Below are 16,721 nucleotides of genomic sequence, written 5' to 3' on the forward strand. Positions count from 1 at the left end.
CCGATCAAGAGGCTGCAAGCGTGATCAACTTCCGCTACCACGTGGTGTCCCTCACCGCGGTCTTCCTAGCTCTGGCGATCGGCCTGGTGGTCGGCACGGCCGCCCTCAACGGCCCGGTCGCCGATTCGCTCGAGGGACAGGTCACCGGGCTGCGTAAGGACAACCAGTACTGGCGCCAGCAGGTCAACAACATGGAGAAGCAGCTCGGGCTGGAAGAGGAGTTCGCCGAGGAGATCTCTCAGGTCGTCCTCCCGGGCACCCTGACCGGGCGGCGCGTGCTGGTGCTCACGCTGCCGAACGGGCGCGACCACACCGAGGGTGTGCTCAAGAAGCTCCAGCAGGCCGGCGCCACCATCACCGGCCGCGTCGACCTGCAGGACAAACTCATCAACCCGGACAACAACTCCAACCTGCTGGAGTTGGCCGTCACCGCCGCCCGCCCGACGGCGCAGACCACCGGCCTGCCGGGCAACGGGCACGGGGTGGAGACCTCCAGCGCGCTGCTGGCCAGCGTCCTGCTGGACCGGGCCACGGGCACCACGCCGGTCAGCGACGCCGACCGGCGGGCGGTGCTCGCCGCGTACAACAACGCCGGGTACCTGACCACCGACAACAACAAGGTCACCGGCTCGGCGGAGGCGGTCGTCGTGGTCAGCGGTCAGCCGTACGTCGACAAGGACTCCGAGAAGCGGGACGAGTCGGTCGTCAAGATCGCCGAGCAGTTCGACCGCACCGGGTCGATCGTGGTGGCCGGCAACGGCTCCGCCGGCGGCAACCTGGTGTCCGTGGTCCGCGGTGACCCGGTGCTCGCCCAGACGATCTCCACGGTCGACAACGCCAACACCGTCCAGGGTCAGCTGGTCACCAGCCTCGCTCTGGTGCAGCAACTCACCGAGAAGAAGGCCGGACAGTACGGCGTCGGCGACAACGCCCCGTCCCTGCTGCCTAGACTGCCCCAGTGAGCGAACGACGTACCCCCGTGTCCGTAACCGACGAGGCGGCGCGTGCGCGAGCGCCGCGAGCCGACCTGAGGCACGGCGGGGCGGCGGCGTGAGGACGCTGGGTCGGCTGCTGCTCGCCGGTGCCGGTGCCGCCGCGGCCCGGTACGCGCTGCGCGAGGTGCGGACCTCCCCGGTCGGGCCCACGCTGCAGCGCACCAACTTCCGTGGCCGCACGGTGACCCTGGCCGCCGGGCCGGCGCTCGCCGCCGGTGCGGCCGCCGCTGGGGCCTTCGGTGCCACCAGCGGCGCCGCCGGTGGGGCCGCCCTGGTCGCCGGTCTGGGTGCCGGTGGTGTCGGGCTCTACGACGACGTGGTCGGCGCCCGGCCGGAGCAGAAGACCGCCAAGGGCTTCGCCGGCCACCTCGCCGCGCTGCGCGAAGGGCGGGTCACCGCCGGCCTGATCAAGGTCGTCGGAGTGGGTGCCGCCGGGCTGGGTGCCGCCGCGCTGCTCGCCGCCGACCCCCGGGTCGCCGCGCACCCGCGCCGCCAGCGCCAGGGAGCCTTCGGTCGGGGCGTCGACGTGCTGCTCGGCGCCGGCGTGATCGCCGGCACCGCCAACCTGCTCAACCTGCTCGACCTGCGGCCCGGCCGGGCCATCAAGTCCGGGCTGCTGCTCGCCGCGCCGCTGACCGGCGGCCCGCACGGCGGGATCGCCGCCGGCGCGGCCGGAGCCGCCGCCGGCCTGCTCCACGACGACCTGGCCGAGGACGTGATGCTCGGCGACAGCGGCGCGAACGCCCTCGGGGCGCTGCTCGGCGTCGCGCTCGCCGCCCGGACCGGCCCGCTCGGCCGGGCCGGTCTACTCGCCGTGCTCGCCGGCCTCACCGCCACCAGCGAGAAGGTCAGCTTCACGGCGGTGATCCAGCGGACACCGGGGCTGCGCGAGCTCGACGCACTGGGCCGACGCGCCGACTGACGTGAGTAGACCGGCCCCCCTCGCCGGCGCCGGCCGGCTGGCCGGAGCAGCCGCGCTCATCGCCGTCCTCACCGTGGCCAGCCGGCTCGCCGGCTTCGGCCGCACCGCCGTGTTCACCTGGAGCCTGGCGCCCACCGACCTCGGCGGCACCTACGTGGTGGCCAACGCGGTGCCGAACTTCATCTTCGAGATCGTCGCCGGGGGAGCGCTGGCCAGCCTCGTCGTACCGCTGCTGGCGGGCGCGGTCGCCGCGGGTGACCGCACGGCGGTGGCCCGCACCACCGGCGCGCTGCTGACCTGGACGCTGGCCCTGCTGGTGCCGCTCGCGGTGCTGGTGGTGCTGTTCGCCGGGCCGATCGTCGAGTCGCTGGGCCATCACCTGACCGCCGCCCAGCAGCACAGCGGCGTGCGGATGCTGCGGGTCTTCGCCCCCCAACTGCCGCTGTACGGGGTCGGCATCGTGCTCACCGGGGTGCTGCAGGCGCACCGCCGGTTCGCCTGGCCGGTGCTCGCCCCGTTGCTGTCGAGCCTCACCGTGATCGTCGTCTACCTGGGGTTCACCGCCACGCAGGGCCGGTACGCCACCGTCGGTGGGGTGAGCCCCGGTGGCGAGGTGCTGCTCTCCGCCGGCACCACCCTCGGCGTGGTGGTGCTGTCGTTGTCGTTGCTGATCCCGGTCCGCCGGCTGCGCCTGGGGTTGCGGGCCGGGTTCGGGTTCCCCGCCGACGCGCGGGCCCGGGTCGGCGGGTTGGCGGTGGCCGGCGCGGTCACCGTCACCACGCAGCAGATCGCCCTGATCGTCAGCCTGAACCAGGTCACCGCCGGTGCGCGCAGCAACCCGGGCGTCTACAACCTGGCGCAGACCGTCTACCTGTTGCCGTGGGCGGTGCTGGCGGTGCCGCTGGCCATCGCGGCCTACCCGACCCTGGCGGCGGCCCGCGCCGCCGGCGACGAGGACACCTACCGGGCGACCCTGGCACCGGCCGTGCGCGGTGTGCTGCTGTTCAGTTGCCTCGGCACGGCCGCGTTGATCGGCACCGCCGGGCCGGTCGGGCACTTCTTCTTCTCCGAACCGGCCGCCTCGAGCGCCGCCGCGGCGATCATCGGCTACGCCCCGGGCCTGGTCGGCTACGGCCTCTTCGCGGTGCTCACCCGCGCGCTCTACGCCCGGGGAGAGACCCGCGCGGCGACGCTCGCCACCGCCGTCGGCTTCCTCGTGGTGCCGGCCGTCGTCCTGCTGCTCGGTGCGCTGCTGCCGCTGCGGGATCGGGTGCTCGCGGTGACGTCCGCCAACTCGGTGGGGATGCTGCTGCTCGGGGCGTTGCTGCTCATGGCGGTGGCGCGCAGCGCCGGCCGGCTGGCACTCGCCGGCGCGGCACGGGCCGGGGCGGCCGGTGGCCTCGCCGGTGTGCTCGCCGCGCTCGCCGGTCTGGGCCTCACCCGATGGCTCGACACGCCGGGCGGCGGCACCCCGACGATGGCGGTGGCACTCGGTCAGGGCATGCTGTCCGGGGTTCTGGTCGGGGCGGTGTTCCTCGCCGTGGTCTGGTTCGTCGACCGGCGGGACGTCCAGCCACTGCTCGCCGGGGTGTTGCGGCGTCTGCGCCGGCGAGGGCCACGGGGTGGCGCGCCGACGCCCCCTGCGAGCTCCCCGGAGCGGGGCGACGGGAAGGAGACGGCGACTCGATGAGCGAGGCACATCTGCCTGCCGGCTGGTCGGGCACCGTCGCGTTGGTACTCGCGTCCAGCACCGGCGGGGTCGGCCAGCACGTCCGCTCGGTGGCACGTGGCCTCGTCGCCGGCGGCGCCACCGTCCTGGTCTGCGGGCCCGCGGCAACCCAGGAGCAGTTCGACTTCGTCGGTGTCGGCGCCCGTTTCGAGCCGGTGGAGATCCCGGCCAGCCCAACCCCGGCCGACGCCCGCGCGGTGCTCGCCCTGCGTCGGGTGCTCTCCGCCGCCGGCGTCGACGTGGTGCACGCGCACGGCCTGCGGGCCGGGTTGGTCGCCGTGCTGGCCCGACCCGCCGCCCCGCTGATCGTCACCTGGCACAACGCGGTGCTCGCGGGCGGCCTACGCGGCGGGGTGTCCCGACTCGTGGAACGCGTGGTGGCCCGGGGCGCCCGGGTGGCCCTCGGCGCGTCCACGGACCTGGTGCGGCGGGCTGCCGCGCTGGGCGCCGCCGACGCCCGGCTCGCCCCGGTCGCCGCGCCGACCCTGCCCGCGCCCCGGCGACGCCCGGCGGCGGTACGCGCCGAGTTCGGCGTACGCCCGGACCAGCCGTTGATCGTCTCGGTCGGCCGTCTGCACCCGCAGAAACGCTACGACGTGCTGATCGACGCGGCGGCCCGCTGGCGTACGCGTACCCCGCCGCCGGTCGTGGTGATCGCCGGCAGTGGGCCGGCGTATCTGCCGCTGGCCGCGCGGACCTCCGCGGCCCGCGCTCCGGTGACCCTGCTGGGGCACCGCACCGACGTGGCGGACCTGCTCGCCGGCGCCGACCTCGCGGTGGTGACCAGCGACTGGGAGGCGCGGCAGCTCTTCGCCCAGGAGGCGCTGCGCGCCGGCGTACCGCTGGTGGCCACCGCGGTCGGCGGGCTGCCGGAGCTGGTCGGCGACGCCGCCACGCTGGTCCCCGCCGGCGATGTGGACGCGGTCGACGCCGCGGTGCGCGCGTTGCTGGACGACCCGGCGGCCCGGGCCGAGTTGGGCCGACGCGGCGCCGAACGGGCGGCGACGTGGCCGACCGAGACGGACACGGTGGCCGCGCTGGCCGCCCTCTACGCCGAGGTGAGCGCCGACCGCACCGGTCCGGCGGCCACCCCGGACTCCGACGCCCCGAGAACGGGACACCGGTGATGCTGCGCCGAATCGCCCCCGCCCTGCTGACCGTGCTCGTGGTGGCGCTGGGCGTCACCGCGCTGGCCGCCCGCCCACCCCGGGGCGTCCCGCAACACACCGCCGACTTCGTGGTGCTCGCCGGGGTCGCCGGGCTGCGCTGGGAGGACGTGGATCCGCAGAGCACCCCGACGTTGTGGCGGATGGCCCAGGAAGGGTCGATCGGTTCGCTGTCGGTGCGCTCCGCGCACCGACCCACCTGCCCGGTGGACGGCTGGCTGACCTTGGGCGCGGGCAGCTTCGCCGCGTGGAACGGCAGCCGGGTGGCCGACGGGTGCCCGCCGGCCGGGGTGGCGGTGGAGCAACCCGACGGCATCGGCGCGAACCTGCCCGACCAGGAGAGCGTGGTGCAGTACAACCAGCAGCGCCTGTCCTGGGGTGCCATGCCCGGATCGCTGTCGGAGTCGGTCCGCTGCTCCGTCGCCGTGGGCCCGGGTGCGGCCGTGGCGGCGGCCCGACCGTTCGGCCGCGTCGACCGGTACGCCTCGGCGCTGCCGGCCGACCCGCGGGCGCTGCTCGGCTCGTGCGTCCTGAGCATCGTCGACCTCGGCACGGTCGAGGGCGCCGACCCGGCGTCACGCGCCGAGGAGGCCCGCGCGGCGGACGCCCAACTGGCCCGGGTGCTGGCCGCCCGGCCACCGCGGTCGTTGGTGCTGGTCGCCGGGATCTCCGACACCGCCCAGCCGTCGCGGTTGCACGTGGCGGTCGCCGACGGGCCGGGCTGGGAGCGGGGGTGGCTCACCTCGGCCAGCACCGGCCGGGACGGCTACCTGCAACTTGTCGACCTCGCACCGACCGCCCTCGCCGCGCTGGGCCGCCCGATGCCGGAGCGACTCTTCCTCGGCCGTCCGGCGATCAGCACCGGCGGTCGTCCCACCGACCTGGCGGACGCGATCGACGCCCCGGCGGACGCCGATCGGGAGGCGGCCGCCCAGCGGAGCATCTCCGGCAGGTTCTTCACGCTGCTCGCCGCCGTGCAGGTGCTGCTGGCCCTGGCGATCCTGCCGCTGCTGCGCCGGGCCCGCCCGCACGCCGGACCGGCCGGCCCGACCCCCGTCTCCGGGCGGATCGTGGCCGTGGTGGAGGTGCTGCTGGTCGCCGCGGCGTTGACGGTCCCGGCGGCGCTGCTCGCCGACGCGGTGCCCTGGTGGCGTGGCGAGCACCCCGGCTGGATCTTCGCCGGGGTCACCGCGCTGCTGGTGGCCGCCGGCGCCGCGGCGGTGCGGTTCGCCCCCGGGTACGCGGGCACCCTCGGCCCGGTCGGTGCGGTGGCCGGCCTGACCACACTCGTCGTCGGGCTGGACGTGCTCACCGGGTCCAGCCTCCAACTCAACGGGGTGGTGGGCTACTCCGCGTTGCAGGGTGGCCGCTACGCCGGGCTGAGCACCGTGGGGCTGGGCGCGTTCCTCGCGGGCGCGTTGCTCACCGGGGGTTGGCTCGCGCAACGGGTGCACCGCGGCTGGCGTCCGGCGGTGATGGTGGCCGTGGGTGGCCTTGCCGTGGTGGTGGTCGGCAGCCCGTACCTGGGCGCCGACCCGGTCGGTGCGATCGCGCTCACCGCCGGCGTCAGCGTCGCCGCCGTGATCAGCGCCGGCGGCTGGTTGACGATCAGCCGACTGGCCTGGGCCACCATGGCCGCCCTGGCGGTCGGCATCGGCTTCGCCGTGGTGGACCTGCGCCGTTCGGCGGCGGAGCGGGGCAGCCTGGGTCGGTTCCTCTCCGCGCTCAGCGACGGCACCGGCGGGTTCACCGTGCACCGATCCAGCACGGAGAATTTCGAGACGTTGGTCAACAGCCCGCTGACCGTGCTCGCCCTGGCCGGCGGGTTGCTGGTGTGGTTCGCCCTGCTGCAGCCGTGGGGCGGGCTGATGCGGCTGTTCGGCATCTACCCGGCGGTGCGGGCCGCGATGGCCGGCACCGTCGTCGCCGCGGTGCTCGGTGGTGTCCTCGACGGCGCGGCGCTGGACGTGATGGGCGCTGCCGCCGCCCTGGTGGTGCCGATGGCCGCCCTGGCGTCGCTGCGGGTCCTCGGACACGCCGCCGACCGGACCCGCCCGGTCCCCGGCCGCTCCCGCGCGGACGGCTCCGACGACGACTCGGGGTCGGGCGGGATTGGCCGGGCCGCCGGTGGTGACGGACCGACCGGTGGTGGGGGGCCGCTGGGCGCGGTCCACCCCCGCCCGATCAGCGCCCCGCCCGCCAGCGCAACACAGGCAGGCGCAGCACAGGCGGTCGCACCGCCGGACAACCCGGCCGACCGCCCCTCCGCCACCGACGACGACCCGCCGGGACCGACCGCGAGCGGATCGACCGACCCGACGGGGCCGACCGCGAGCGGATCGACCGACGCCGTGGAGCCGACCGCGAGCGGGTCGGCGTCGGACGCCACGCCGACGGTGCCGGTGCCGCCCCGGCAGGTCACCCGATCATCGACCGAGGTTGCCGCACCCTGAGCGTCGGGCCTCCTCCGGGTGGCCCGGTGGTGTCGCAGCCGGGGTGCGGCCTGCGGGTACCCGCCCGGGAGGTGTTACCGTCGAGTCCCGTGGATCGCGTGATCACTTTGTTGATCAAGCACGGCGGTCTGCATGACCGCGACAGACGACACGGGAGCAGGCCTTGGCCCCATCAGCACGGACGACCAGGCACATTTTCGTCACCGGGGGCGTCGCCTCCTCGCTGGGTAAGGGCCTCACCGCCTCCAGCCTCGGCAACCTGCTGACCGCGCGCGGGTTGCGCGTGGTGATGCAGAAGCTCGACCCCTACCTGAACGTCGACCCGGGGACGATGAACCCGTTCCAGCACGGTGAGGTCTTCGTCACCGAGGACGGCGCCGAGACCGACCTCGACGTCGGGCACTACGAGCGCTTCCTGGACCGGGCGTTGTCCGGTAAGGCGAACGTCACCACCGGTCAGATCTACTCCGACGTGATCGCCAAGGAGCGGCGCGGTGAATACCTGGGCGACACCGTCCAGGTCATCCCGCACATCACCAACGAGATCAAGTCGCGGATCCTGGCGATGGCCGACCCGGACGAGGACGGCCAGCTCCCCGACGTGGTGATCACGGAGGTCGGCGGCACGGTCGGCGACATCGAGTCGCTGCCGTTCCTGGAGGCGATCCGTCAGGTCCGCCACGACCTTGGCCGGGACAACTGCTTCTACCTGCACGTCTCGCTGGTGCCGTACCTGGCGCCGTCGGGGGAGCTGAAGACCAAGCCCACGCAGCACTCGGTGGCGCAGCTGCGCAACATCGGTATCCAGCCGGACGCGATCGTGCTGCGCTGCGACCGGGAGATCCCGGTGAAGCTCAAGGAGAAGCTGTCGCTCTACTGCGACGTGGACACCGAAGCGGTCGTCGCCGCCCCGGACGCCCCGAGCATCTACGACATCCCGAAGGTGCTGCACCGGGAGGGGCTCGACGCGTACGTGGTGCGTCGGCTCGGCCTGTCCTTCCGGGACGTGGACTGGACCAGCTGGGACGACCTGCTGGAGCGGGTGCACCGGCCCCGGCACACGGTCACCGTCGCGGTGGTCGGCAAGTACGTCGACCTGCCTGACGCGTACCTGTCGGTCAGTGAGGCGATCCGGGCGGCCGGGTTCGGCCACCGGTCCCGGGTGCAGCTGCGCTGGGTGCCCAGCGACGAGTGCGTCACCCCGGCCGGCGCCGCGGCGGCCCTGGCCGGCGTGGACGGCATCCTCATCCCCGGCGGCTTCGGCGTCCGCGGCATCGAGGGCAAGATCGGCACCGCCCGGTACGCCCGCGAGAACGGCATCCCGCTGCTCGGCCTGTGCCTCGGTCTGCAGTGCATGACGATCGATGTGGCCCGGCACCTGGCCGGCCTGGACGGCGCCAACTCGTTGGAGTTCGACGAGCAGGCCGCGCACCCGGTCATCGCCACGATGGCCGACCAGGAGGACATCGTCGCCGGCAAGGGCGACCTGGGCGGCACCATGCGGCTCGGGGCGTACCCGGCGACGCTGACCGAGGGTTCGATCGTCGCCGAGGCGTACGGCAGCACCGAGATCAGTGAGCGGCACCGGCACCGTTACGAGGTCAACAACGCCTACCGGGACGCGCTGACCAAGGCGGGCCTGCACATCTCCGGCACCTCGCCGGACGGCCGGCTGGTGGAGTTCATCGAGCTGGACCGGGGCCTGCACCCGTTCTTCGTGGCCACCCAGGCGCACCCGGAGCTGAAGAGCCGCCCCACCCGTCCGCACCCGCTGTTCGCGTCGTTCGTCAAGGCCGCAGTGGCGTACTCGCAGGCCGACCAGTTGCCGGTCGACCTGGACGCCGCGGCGGAGGCCCCGTCGACGCGCAAGGCCGCCCGCAACGGCGCCGCGACGAAGGCGTCATCCGCGTCGTGAGCGAGCGGAGCGAGCGAACCATCAGGCTCAGCAGCGTGGCGCCTCGCGCCGCCGCTGAGCGCAGCGAGGCGACGGCGTGAGCGAGCGGAGCGAGCACCGCTACGAGGTGCGCTCCCGCGAGGAGCGGTACCGGGGGCGGATCTTCGACGTGGTCACCGACGAGGTGACCATGCCGGGCGGCGGGACCGGGCTGCGGGACCTCGTCCGGCACGTCGGGGCGGTGGCCGTGGTGGCGCTCGACGACGCCGGCCAGGTGGTGCTGATCCGGCAGTACCGGCACCCGGTCGGGCGGCACCTGTGGGAGCTGCCCGCCGGACTGATGGACGTCTCCGGTGAGGACCTGCCGGCGGCCGCGTTGCGGGAGTTGGCCGAGGAGGCGGACCTCACCGCCGCGCGGATCGACGTGCTGGTCGACCTGCACAGCTCGCCCGGGTTCACCAACGAGCTGGTGCGGGTCTTCCTGGCGAGGGACCTGGCCGCGGTGCCGGCCGGCGAGCGCCACGAGCGCCACGACGAGGAGGCCGACCTGCAGGTCGTCCGCTTCGACCTGGACCAGACTGTCGCCATGGTCCTGGCCGGTGAGATCACCAACGCGTCCGCGGTGGCCGGGCTGCTGGCCGCGGCCCGCGCCCGGGACACCGGCTGGTCGGCGCTGCGTCGGGCGGACGCGCCGCTGCCACGCTGAGCGCCGTCGCCGGTTCAGCTGGCGAGGGGAGTACGCGCACAGGGGCCCCGCGGTCAACCGCGGGGCCCCTGTGGTGTCGGTGTGGTCGGTCAGTCGCGCAGCGGGCGGCCCTGTGCGTCAGTGCCGCCGTTGACCAGGATGAGGATGCCGTCGATGAAACCCCAGATGCTGCCGAAGCCGAAGGTGCACACGCTGACGACGAGCTGCAGCACGCCGATCTTGATGTCACCGATGTAGAACCGGCCGGCGCCGAAGAAGCCGAGCAGGATCCCGAGGACGCCCGCGACGACCTTGCTCTTGTCCGAGACGCCTTGGGGGTACCCGGGTTGGGGGTACCCGGGCTGGTAAGGGGGAGTGGTCATGCGCGGACACGATAGTGATCCACTCTTGCGCTGTCCGCACCGCCACCCAGCAGATGGGACGATAGGGGTCGAACCTGTCCTGACGGTGGAGGCGATGATCGACCGGGAAATCCAGGCGGTGCCCTGACACATCGTCAGGACACCCGGGCACCGGATGGCACTGTGCTGGCTCGCGGCGGCACCGCACGCGCCTAGACTGCCGCCGGCGGGACCGGTGACCGCGGTGGCAAAGGGGCCATTGCGGCACCGAGCAGTCGGGGGAGAGCAGCCCCGAAGAGAGGTGTCTGCATCGTGAAGGTCGGAATCCCACGCGAGGTCAAGAACCACGAGTACCGCGTGGCGATCACGCCAGCGGGCGTCAACGAGTTCACCCGCAGCGGCCACGAGGTCTTCATCGAGTCCGGCGCCGGGGTCGGCTCCAGCATCACCGACGAGGAGTTCGCCGCCGCCGGCGCGAAGGTCCTGGCCACCGCCGACGAGGTGTGGGAGACCGCCGAGCTGGTGCTCAAGGTCAAGGAGCCGATCGCCGAGGAGTACCACCGGATGCGTCCCGGGCAGGTGCTCTTCACCTACCTGCACCTGGCCGCCTCCAAGGAGTGCACCGACGCGCTGGTCGACCGCAAGGTCACCGGCATCGCGTACGAGACGGTCGAGCTGCCCGACCGGTCGTTGCCGCTGCTCGCCCCGATGTCCGAGGTGGCCGGCCGGCTCGCCCCGCAGGTGGGCGCCTTCTATATGATGCGGACCGGCGGCGGGCGCGGCGTGCTGCCCGGCGGTGTCTCCGGGGTGTACGCGGCCAAGACCGTCGTCATCGGCGCCGGCGTCTCCGGCCTGAACGCCGCCGCGATCGCGCTGGGCCTGCAGTCCGAGGTGCTGCTGCTGGACAAGAACGTCGCCCGGCTGCGCTCCGCCGACGCCATCTACCGCGGCCACCTGCAGACCGTCGCCTCCAACGCCTACGAGGTCGAGCGGGCCGTGCTCGACGCCGACCTGGTCATCGGCGCGGTGCTGGTGCCCGGCGCCAAGGCCCCGAAGCTGATCTCCAACGAGCTGGTCTCCCGGATGAAGCCGGGCAGCGTGCTCGTCGACATCGCCATCGACCAGGGCGGCTGCTTCGAGGACTCGCGCCCCACGACCCACGCCGACCCGGTCTACAAGGTGCACGAGTCGATCTTCTACTGCGTCGCGAACATGCCCGGCGCGGTGCCGAACACCAGCACCTACGCCCTGACCAACGTCACCCTGCCGTACGCCCTGGAGTTGGCCAACCACGGCTGGCGTGAGGCGCTGCGGCGCGACCCGGCGCTGGGGCTGGGCCTGAACACCCACGACGGGCACGTCACCTACGGCCCGGTCGCCGAGGCGCACGGCATGGACGTGCTCCCGCTGGCCGACGCGCTGGCCTGAGCGGTGGCGGGCTGACCGGCAGCACGGACTCCGCCGGCGTGGGCGATGAGCCCACGCCGGCGCTGCGCCGTGCCGTGCGCGGCTACCTCGACCACCTCACCGTCGAACGTGGCCTGTCGGCGAACACCCTCACCTCGTACCGCCGGGATCTGGACCGCTATCTGGCGACCCTGGCCGATGCCGGCGTCGCCGACCTCGCGTCGGTCGGCGCCGGCCTCGTCGAGTCGCACCTGGCGCGGCTGCGCACGGGCGACGACGCGCACCCGCCGCTGGCGGTGTCCTCCGCCGCCCGCGCGGCCAGCGCGGTACGCGGCCTGCACCGCTTCGCGCTACGCGAAGGGCTGGCCGGCGCCGACCCCAGCCGCGACGTGCGCCCACCCACCCCACCGCGGCGGCTGCCCCGGGCGCTGCCGGTCGACGACGTGATCCGGCTGCTGGACACCGCCGGCCCGATCACCGCGACCGGCGAGGACGCGCCCCTCGCGCTGCGCGACCGGGCGCTGCTGGAGTTCCTGTACGGCACCGGCGCGCGGATCTCCGAGGCCGTCGGCGCCGCCGTGGACGACCTGGACACCGACGACGGCACCGTGCTGCTGCGCGGAAAAGGCGGCCGGGCGCGGCTGGTGCCGATCGGCGGGTACGCCGTCGACGCGGTGCGCGCCTACCTGGTCCGGGCCCGTCCCGCCCTGGCCGCCGCCGGTCGGGGCACTCCGGCGGTCTTCCTCAACGCCCGCGGTGGCGCGCTGACCCGGCAGGGCGCCTGGGGCATCCTGCGCGGCGCCGCCGGCCGGGCCGGGCTGCCCGTCGACGGGCCCACCGCCGTGTCCCCGCACACCCTGCGCCACTCGTACGCGACCCACCTGCTCGACGGCGGCGCCGACGTCCGGGTGGTCCAGGAGTTGCTCGGCCACGCATCCGTGACCACGACACAGGTCTACACCTTGGTCACCGTCGAACGGCTGCGCGAGGTGTACGCCACCGCCCACCCACGCGCCCGCGGCTGAGGCCGGTCGCGGTCGGCTCCGACACGCCGGGCCGGTGCCGAACCCCCTGCTGGTCGGTGGCGTACAGTCGGCATCGGCGCGGACCTCCTGGAGCGAGACGACCGGGGTGCGCAGCGGCGCCGCGAAGGACGTCGGACGGCTCCGACGCCGGGTGGGTCGTCGGGAGGGGGCAACGAGCACATGGCTGGCAACGGTGACCGTGCCGAGACCTGGACGTCGGAGCTCCGCGAGCAGCAGGCCACGCTCGGCGCGGACCTGGGTCCTGCGGACCCGGCTGCCTACACGATGCGCAAGCCCATCCCCGAGCCGATGCCGACCGACCGGCACGGCCCGGCGCGCATCATCGCCATGGCCAACCAGAAGGGCGGCGTCGGTAAGACCACCACCACCATCAACCTGGGCGCGGCCCTCGCGGAGTACGGCCGCAAGGTGCTGCTGGTCGACTTCGACCCGCAGGGCGCCCTCTCGGTGGGGCTGGGGGTCAACCCGCACAACCTCGACCTGTCCATCTACAACCTGCTCATGCAGGACGACATCCTCGCCGAGGACGTCGTCATCAAGACCGACGTCGCGGGGTTGCACCTGCTGCCGGCCAACATCGACCTCTCCGCCGCCGAGATCCAGCTCGTCAACGAGGTGGCCCGGGAGATGGCCCTGGCCCGGGTGCTGCGCACGGTCCGCAAGGAATACGACTACATCCTGATCGACTGCCAGCCCTCACTCGGCCTGCTGGCGATCAACGCGTTGACTGTCGCGCACGGCGTGCTCATCCCGCTCGAGTGCGAGTTCTTCAGCCTGCGCGGTGTGGCGCTGCTGCTGGACACCATCGACAAGGTGCGGGAGCGGCTCAACTTCGACCTGGAGCTCGAGGGCATCCTCGCCACCATGTACGACAGCCGCACCACGCACTGCCGTCAGGTGTTGCAGCGGGTGGTCGAGGCGTTCGGCGACAAGGTCTACCAGACGGTCATCACCAAGACGGTGAAGTTCCCCGAGTCCACCGTGGCCGGTGCGCCGATCACGACGATGGACCCAGCGTCCTCCGGGGCGCGGAACTACCGTCAGCTGGCCCGCGAGGTGATCGCCGCCCAGTCGGAGCGGTAGCCGGAACTCCCGGTGCCCGCCTCGTGGACTACGGTCGTCCGGTGACCGCGCCACCCCTCGACCCGCCCGATACCGCCGCCGCGGCCGTGGTCGACGGTGTGCCGCCCACCGACCCGGTCGCCACCGGGTTCACGGTGCGGCTGGCCAACTTCACCGGCCCGTTCGACCTGCTGCTGCAACTGATCGGCAAACACAAACTCGACGTCACCGAAGTGGCCCTGCACACGGTCACCGACGAGTTCATCGCCTACATCCGGGCCATGGGCGACGACTGGGACCTGGACGAGGCCAGCGAGTTCCTCCTCATCGCCGCGACCCTGCTCGATTTGAAGGCGGCCCGGCTGCTGCCCTCCGCCGAGGTGGAGGACGAGGCCGACCTGGCCCTGCTGGAGGCCCGGGACCTGCTCTTCGCCCGGCTGCTGCAGTACAAGGCGTACAAGGAAGCGGCGGCGCACATCGCCGAGCTGGAGGCCGTCGGCGGCCGGCGGTACCCGCGGGCGGTCAGCCTGGAGGCCCGCTACGCCGAGGCGCTGCCCGACCTGGTGCTCGGCATCGGCCCCCAGCGGCTACTGAAGCTGGCCGTGAAGGCGATGACCCCGAAACCGGTGCCGGAAGTCTCCATCGCCCACGTGCACATGGTCCGGGTCAGTGTCCGAGAACACGCGGCGATCCTCAGCGCCCGACTGCGCCGGGCCGGCACCGCCACGTTCTCGCTGCTCTGCGCCGACTGCGAGGCGACCCTGGAGGTGGTGGCGCGGTTCCTCGCGCTGCTGGAGCTGTACCGGGAGGGCCTGGTGTCCTTCGTGCAGGAGCAGGCCCTGGAGGAGCTGACCGTGCGCTGGACCGGCCCGGCCGACGGCGACACCGAGTTGCACGTCGACGAGTACGCCGGCACCCCGGCTGAGTCTTTGGCTGTGGAGTCTTTGGCAGTTGAGCCGGATGCGGGCGGTGGGTCGGTGGGGGAGGCCGGCGGATCGGACGGGACGGGAACGACGGAGGGTGCTGGGGATGAGTGACGAGGAACGCCGGGACTCCGGAGATTCCCTGGCCGATCAGGCCGCCGCCTGGATCCCCCCGTGGGAGCGCCCCCGCCCGCCCGCTTCCACCCCCGCCGGAGCCACCGACGACAGTGACGCCGACGACGGCGTCGACGACAGTGACGTCGACAACAGCGGCGTCGACGAGCGTGCCTCCGACGTGCCGCCGGACACGTCCGTCACCGCCCCGTCCGACGCCGTTCCACCCGTCATTGCGGCAGATCATGGAGGGGACCTTCCGCTCCCCGGGCCGGAATTCTCGGACGAGCCGGGTGAGCCGGCTGAGGCCGCTGAGACGCTAGAGGCTGCTGTTCTCGGCGAGTTGGACGGTGCCGGTGGGGACTCGGCCGGCAGCGTTGGGGAGGCGGCGGACGCGCAGGCCGTACCCCGACGGCAGCTGGCGGGCCGGCGGCGGGCGCCCGTGGTGCCGGAGCCTGCGCCCGAATTGTCCGACGCCGAGTTGCGGGGCGCCCTGGAGGCGATCCTGCTGGTGGTCGACGAGCCGGTCAGCGAGTTGGTCTTGGCCCAGGTGCTGGAGCAGCCCGCCGAACGGGTCGGGCCGATGCTCGACGAGATCGCCGCTGGCTATACCGCGGCGGGGCACGGGTTCGAGCTGCGCCGGGCGGCCGGCGGGTGGCGGCTCTACACCCGGCCGGAATACGCTACCTACGTCGAACGGTTCGTGTTGGACGGGCAATCGGTGCGGCTGACCCAGGCAGCGTTGGAGACGCTCGCCGTGGTCGCCTACAAGCAGCCGGTGACCCGTTCGCGAATCTCAGCCATCCGGGGTGTGAACTGCGACGGGGTCATCCGTACGCTGGTCACCCGCGGCCTCGTCGAGGAGTGCGGCACCGAACAGGACAGCGGGGCGTTCCTCTACCGGACCACCACGTTGTTCCTGGAGAAGCTCGGGTTGAACACCGTCGACGAGCTGCCGCCCCTCGCACCCTTCCTGCCCGACGACGTAGAAGAGCTTGCTGATGCGACCCGATAACCGTTCCCCCAAACCCGACGCCCCTGTCTTCGAGGGGGCTGAGCGCCTGCAGAAGGTGCTCGCCGCCGCCGGCGTGGGTTCCCGGCGTGCCTGCGAGGACCTGATCTTCCGCCGCCGGGTCACCGTGGACGGGCGGGTCGCCAAGCTCGGCGACAAGGTCGACCCGGCCGTCGCCGTGATCCACGTGGATGGCGAACGCCTCCAGGTCGACGTCCGCCTGGTCTACGTGGCGATGAACAAGCCGCGCGGCGTGGTCACCACCATGGCGGACGAAAAGGGACGCAACGAGCTGTCCGACTTCATCGGCGCCCGGCTGGATCAGCGGGTCTACCACGTCGGGAGGCTCGACGCGGACAGCGAGGGCCTGCTGCTGCTCACCAACGACGGCACCCTCGCGCACAGGCTGATGCACCCCTCGTACCAGGTGCTGAAGACCTATCTCGCCGAGGTGGTCGGGCCGATTCCGCGCAACCTGAGCAAGCGGCTTCTGGCCGGGGTCGAGCTGGAGGACGGGCCGGTGAAGGTCGACTCGTTCAGGGTGGTGGACACTCTGGGCAAGTCCGCCCAGGTGGAGCTGAGTCTGCACGAGGGGCGCAAGCACATCGTCCGGCGGCTCATGGAGGAGGTCGGCCACCCGGTCACCCGGCTGGTGCGTACCTCGATCGGGCCCATCCGGTTGGGTGAACTGCGGACCGGGCGGATGCGGCGGTTGACCAACGCGGAGGTCGCCGCCCTGTTCAACGCGGTGGGTGACTGACCCCGGAATCCGGGGTACGGGTGCCGGTAGGCTCCGCAACGGCCGAGACGCGGCCGCTGGGGGTGGCGTGGGTCGCCTCCGGTGGCGTCGCGCGTGGGTCCGTCACGGACCCCGGGCATGATTGATGAGGATGGACAACCGCTTGCGGCGCCAGAGCACCGGGCGATCCGTGAGGTACGGGCTGAGGAGGA

General features: G+C 73.2%; 14 protein-coding genes. 13 read left to right on the top strand and 1 reads right to left on the bottom strand.

Annotated features, from left to right (window positions below; all coding sequences use genetic code 11):
- The first annotated feature begins 20 nt into the window (after nucleotides 1-20).
- From HNR20_RS25895 to HNR20_RS25925, 7 genes are all read left to right on the top strand, one after another.
- Nucleotides 21-962, top strand: a complete 942-nt coding sequence (locus HNR20_RS25895; protein WP_184184850.1) for a copper transporter — start codon at nucleotides 21-23, stop codon at nucleotides 960-962.
- An 88-nt stretch (nucleotides 963-1,050) separates the two neighbouring features.
- A complete protein-coding gene (locus HNR20_RS25900; protein WP_184184853.1) occupies nucleotides 1,051-1,917 on the top strand; it encodes a hypothetical protein in 867 nt (288 codons plus the stop codon).
- Nucleotide 1,918: 1 nt separating this feature from the next.
- Nucleotides 1,919-3,607 carry a murein biosynthesis integral membrane protein MurJ gene (murJ, locus tag HNR20_RS25905; protein WP_184184856.1) on the top strand — a complete coding sequence of 563 codons (1,689 nt, stop codon included), beginning with the start codon at nucleotides 1,919-1,921 and terminating at the stop codon, nucleotides 3,605-3,607.
- Nucleotides 3,604-4,773 carry a glycosyltransferase family 4 protein gene (locus tag HNR20_RS25910; RefSeq protein WP_184184859.1) on the top strand — a complete coding sequence of 390 codons (1,170 nt, stop codon included), beginning with the start codon at nucleotides 3,604-3,606 and terminating at the stop codon, nucleotides 4,771-4,773. The genes murJ and HNR20_RS25910 overlap by 4 nt, the downstream gene beginning before the upstream one ends.
- Entirely contained in the window at nucleotides 4,773-7,265 is a 2,493-nt protein-coding gene (locus tag HNR20_RS25915) for a hypothetical protein (protein ID WP_184184863.1), read from the top strand. Before HNR20_RS25910 ends, HNR20_RS25915 begins: the two co-directional genes overlap by 1 nt.
- 163 nt (nucleotides 7,266-7,428) lie before the next feature.
- Nucleotides 7,429-9,180: a CTP synthase gene (pyrG, locus tag HNR20_RS25920; RefSeq protein ID WP_184184866.1), complete on the top strand. Its 1,752-nt coding sequence runs from the start codon at nucleotides 7,429-7,431 to the stop codon at nucleotides 9,178-9,180.
- A 76-nt stretch (nucleotides 9,181-9,256) separates the two neighbouring features.
- On the top strand, nucleotides 9,257-9,865 hold the full coding sequence (locus HNR20_RS25925; protein WP_229687321.1) for an NUDIX domain-containing protein: 609 nt from the start codon (nucleotides 9,257-9,259) through the stop codon (nucleotides 9,863-9,865).
- Nucleotides 9,866-9,954: 89 nt separating this feature from the next.
- Here the strand turns inward: HNR20_RS25925 and HNR20_RS25930 are convergent, their stop codons facing one another.
- Nucleotides 9,955-10,227 (bottom strand): TM2 domain-containing protein, encoded by a 273-nt coding sequence (locus HNR20_RS25930; protein WP_184184868.1) that lies wholly within the window; start codon nucleotides 10,225-10,227, stop codon nucleotides 9,955-9,957.
- Between the two features lie 291 nt (nucleotides 10,228-10,518).
- Between HNR20_RS25930 and ald the strand changes: the two genes are divergently transcribed.
- The 6 genes from ald to HNR20_RS25965 all read left to right on the top strand — a co-directional run bounded on the left by ald (nucleotide 10,519) and on the right by HNR20_RS25965 (nucleotide 16,530).
- Nucleotides 10,519-11,634 carry an alanine dehydrogenase gene (ald, locus tag HNR20_RS25935; protein ID WP_184184871.1) on the top strand — a complete coding sequence of 372 codons (1,116 nt, stop codon included), beginning with the start codon at nucleotides 10,519-10,521 and terminating at the stop codon, nucleotides 11,632-11,634.
- Nucleotides 11,635-11,645: 11 nt separating this feature from the next.
- Nucleotides 11,646-12,638 carry a site-specific tyrosine recombinase XerD gene (locus HNR20_RS25940; RefSeq protein WP_260322427.1) on the top strand — a complete coding sequence of 331 codons (993 nt, stop codon included), beginning with the start codon at nucleotides 11,646-11,648 and terminating at the stop codon, nucleotides 12,636-12,638.
- 180 nt (nucleotides 12,639-12,818) lie between these two features.
- Nucleotides 12,819-13,742, top strand: a complete 924-nt coding sequence (locus tag HNR20_RS25945) for a ParA family protein (protein ID WP_124817891.1) — start codon at nucleotides 12,819-12,821, stop codon at nucleotides 13,740-13,742.
- Nucleotides 13,743-13,783: 41 nt separating this feature from the next.
- Nucleotides 13,784-14,758, top strand: coding sequence for a segregation and condensation protein A (locus tag HNR20_RS25950; RefSeq protein ID WP_229687320.1), 975 nt, complete (start codon nucleotides 13,784-13,786; stop codon nucleotides 14,756-14,758).
- Nucleotides 14,751-15,773, top strand: a complete 1,023-nt coding sequence (gene scpB, locus HNR20_RS25960; RefSeq protein WP_221309912.1) for an SMC-Scp complex subunit ScpB — start codon at nucleotides 14,751-14,753, stop codon at nucleotides 15,771-15,773. Before HNR20_RS25950 ends, scpB begins: the two co-directional genes overlap by 8 nt.
- Nucleotides 15,760-16,530, top strand: coding sequence for a pseudouridine synthase (locus tag HNR20_RS25965; protein WP_184184880.1), 771 nt, complete (start codon nucleotides 15,760-15,762; stop codon nucleotides 16,528-16,530). The genes scpB and HNR20_RS25965 overlap by 14 nt, the downstream gene beginning before the upstream one ends.
- The last annotated feature ends 191 nt before the right edge of the window (nucleotides 16,531-16,721 follow it).

The sequence above is a fragment of the Micromonospora parathelypteridis genome (genome assembly GCF_014201145.1).
GTDB classification, from domain to species: domain Bacteria; phylum Actinomycetota; class Actinomycetes; order Mycobacteriales; family Micromonosporaceae; genus Micromonospora; species Micromonospora parathelypteridis.

Excerpts from the sequence above, each read along its gene's own strand:
- HNR20_RS25910 (WP_184184859.1), top strand. The coding sequence starts at position 3,604 with ATGAGCGAGGCACATCTGCCTGCCGGCTGGTCGGGCACCGTCGCGTTG.
- HNR20_RS25915 (WP_184184863.1), top strand. The coding sequence starts at position 4,773 with ATGCTGCGCCGAATCGCCCCCGCCCTGCTGACCGTGCTCGTGGTGGCG.
- HNR20_RS25930 (WP_184184868.1), bottom strand. The coding sequence starts at position 10,227 with ATGACCACTCCCCCTTACCAGCCCGGGTACCCCCAACCCGGGTACCCC.
- HNR20_RS25945 (WP_124817891.1), top strand. The coding sequence starts at position 12,819 with ATGGCTGGCAACGGTGACCGTGCCGAGACCTGGACGTCGGAGCTCCGC.
- scpB (WP_221309912.1), top strand. The coding sequence starts at position 14,751 with ATGAGTGACGAGGAACGCCGGGACTCCGGAGATTCCCTGGCCGATCAG.
- HNR20_RS25965 (WP_184184880.1), top strand. The coding sequence starts at position 15,760 with ATGCGACCCGATAACCGTTCCCCCAAACCCGACGCCCCTGTCTTCGAG.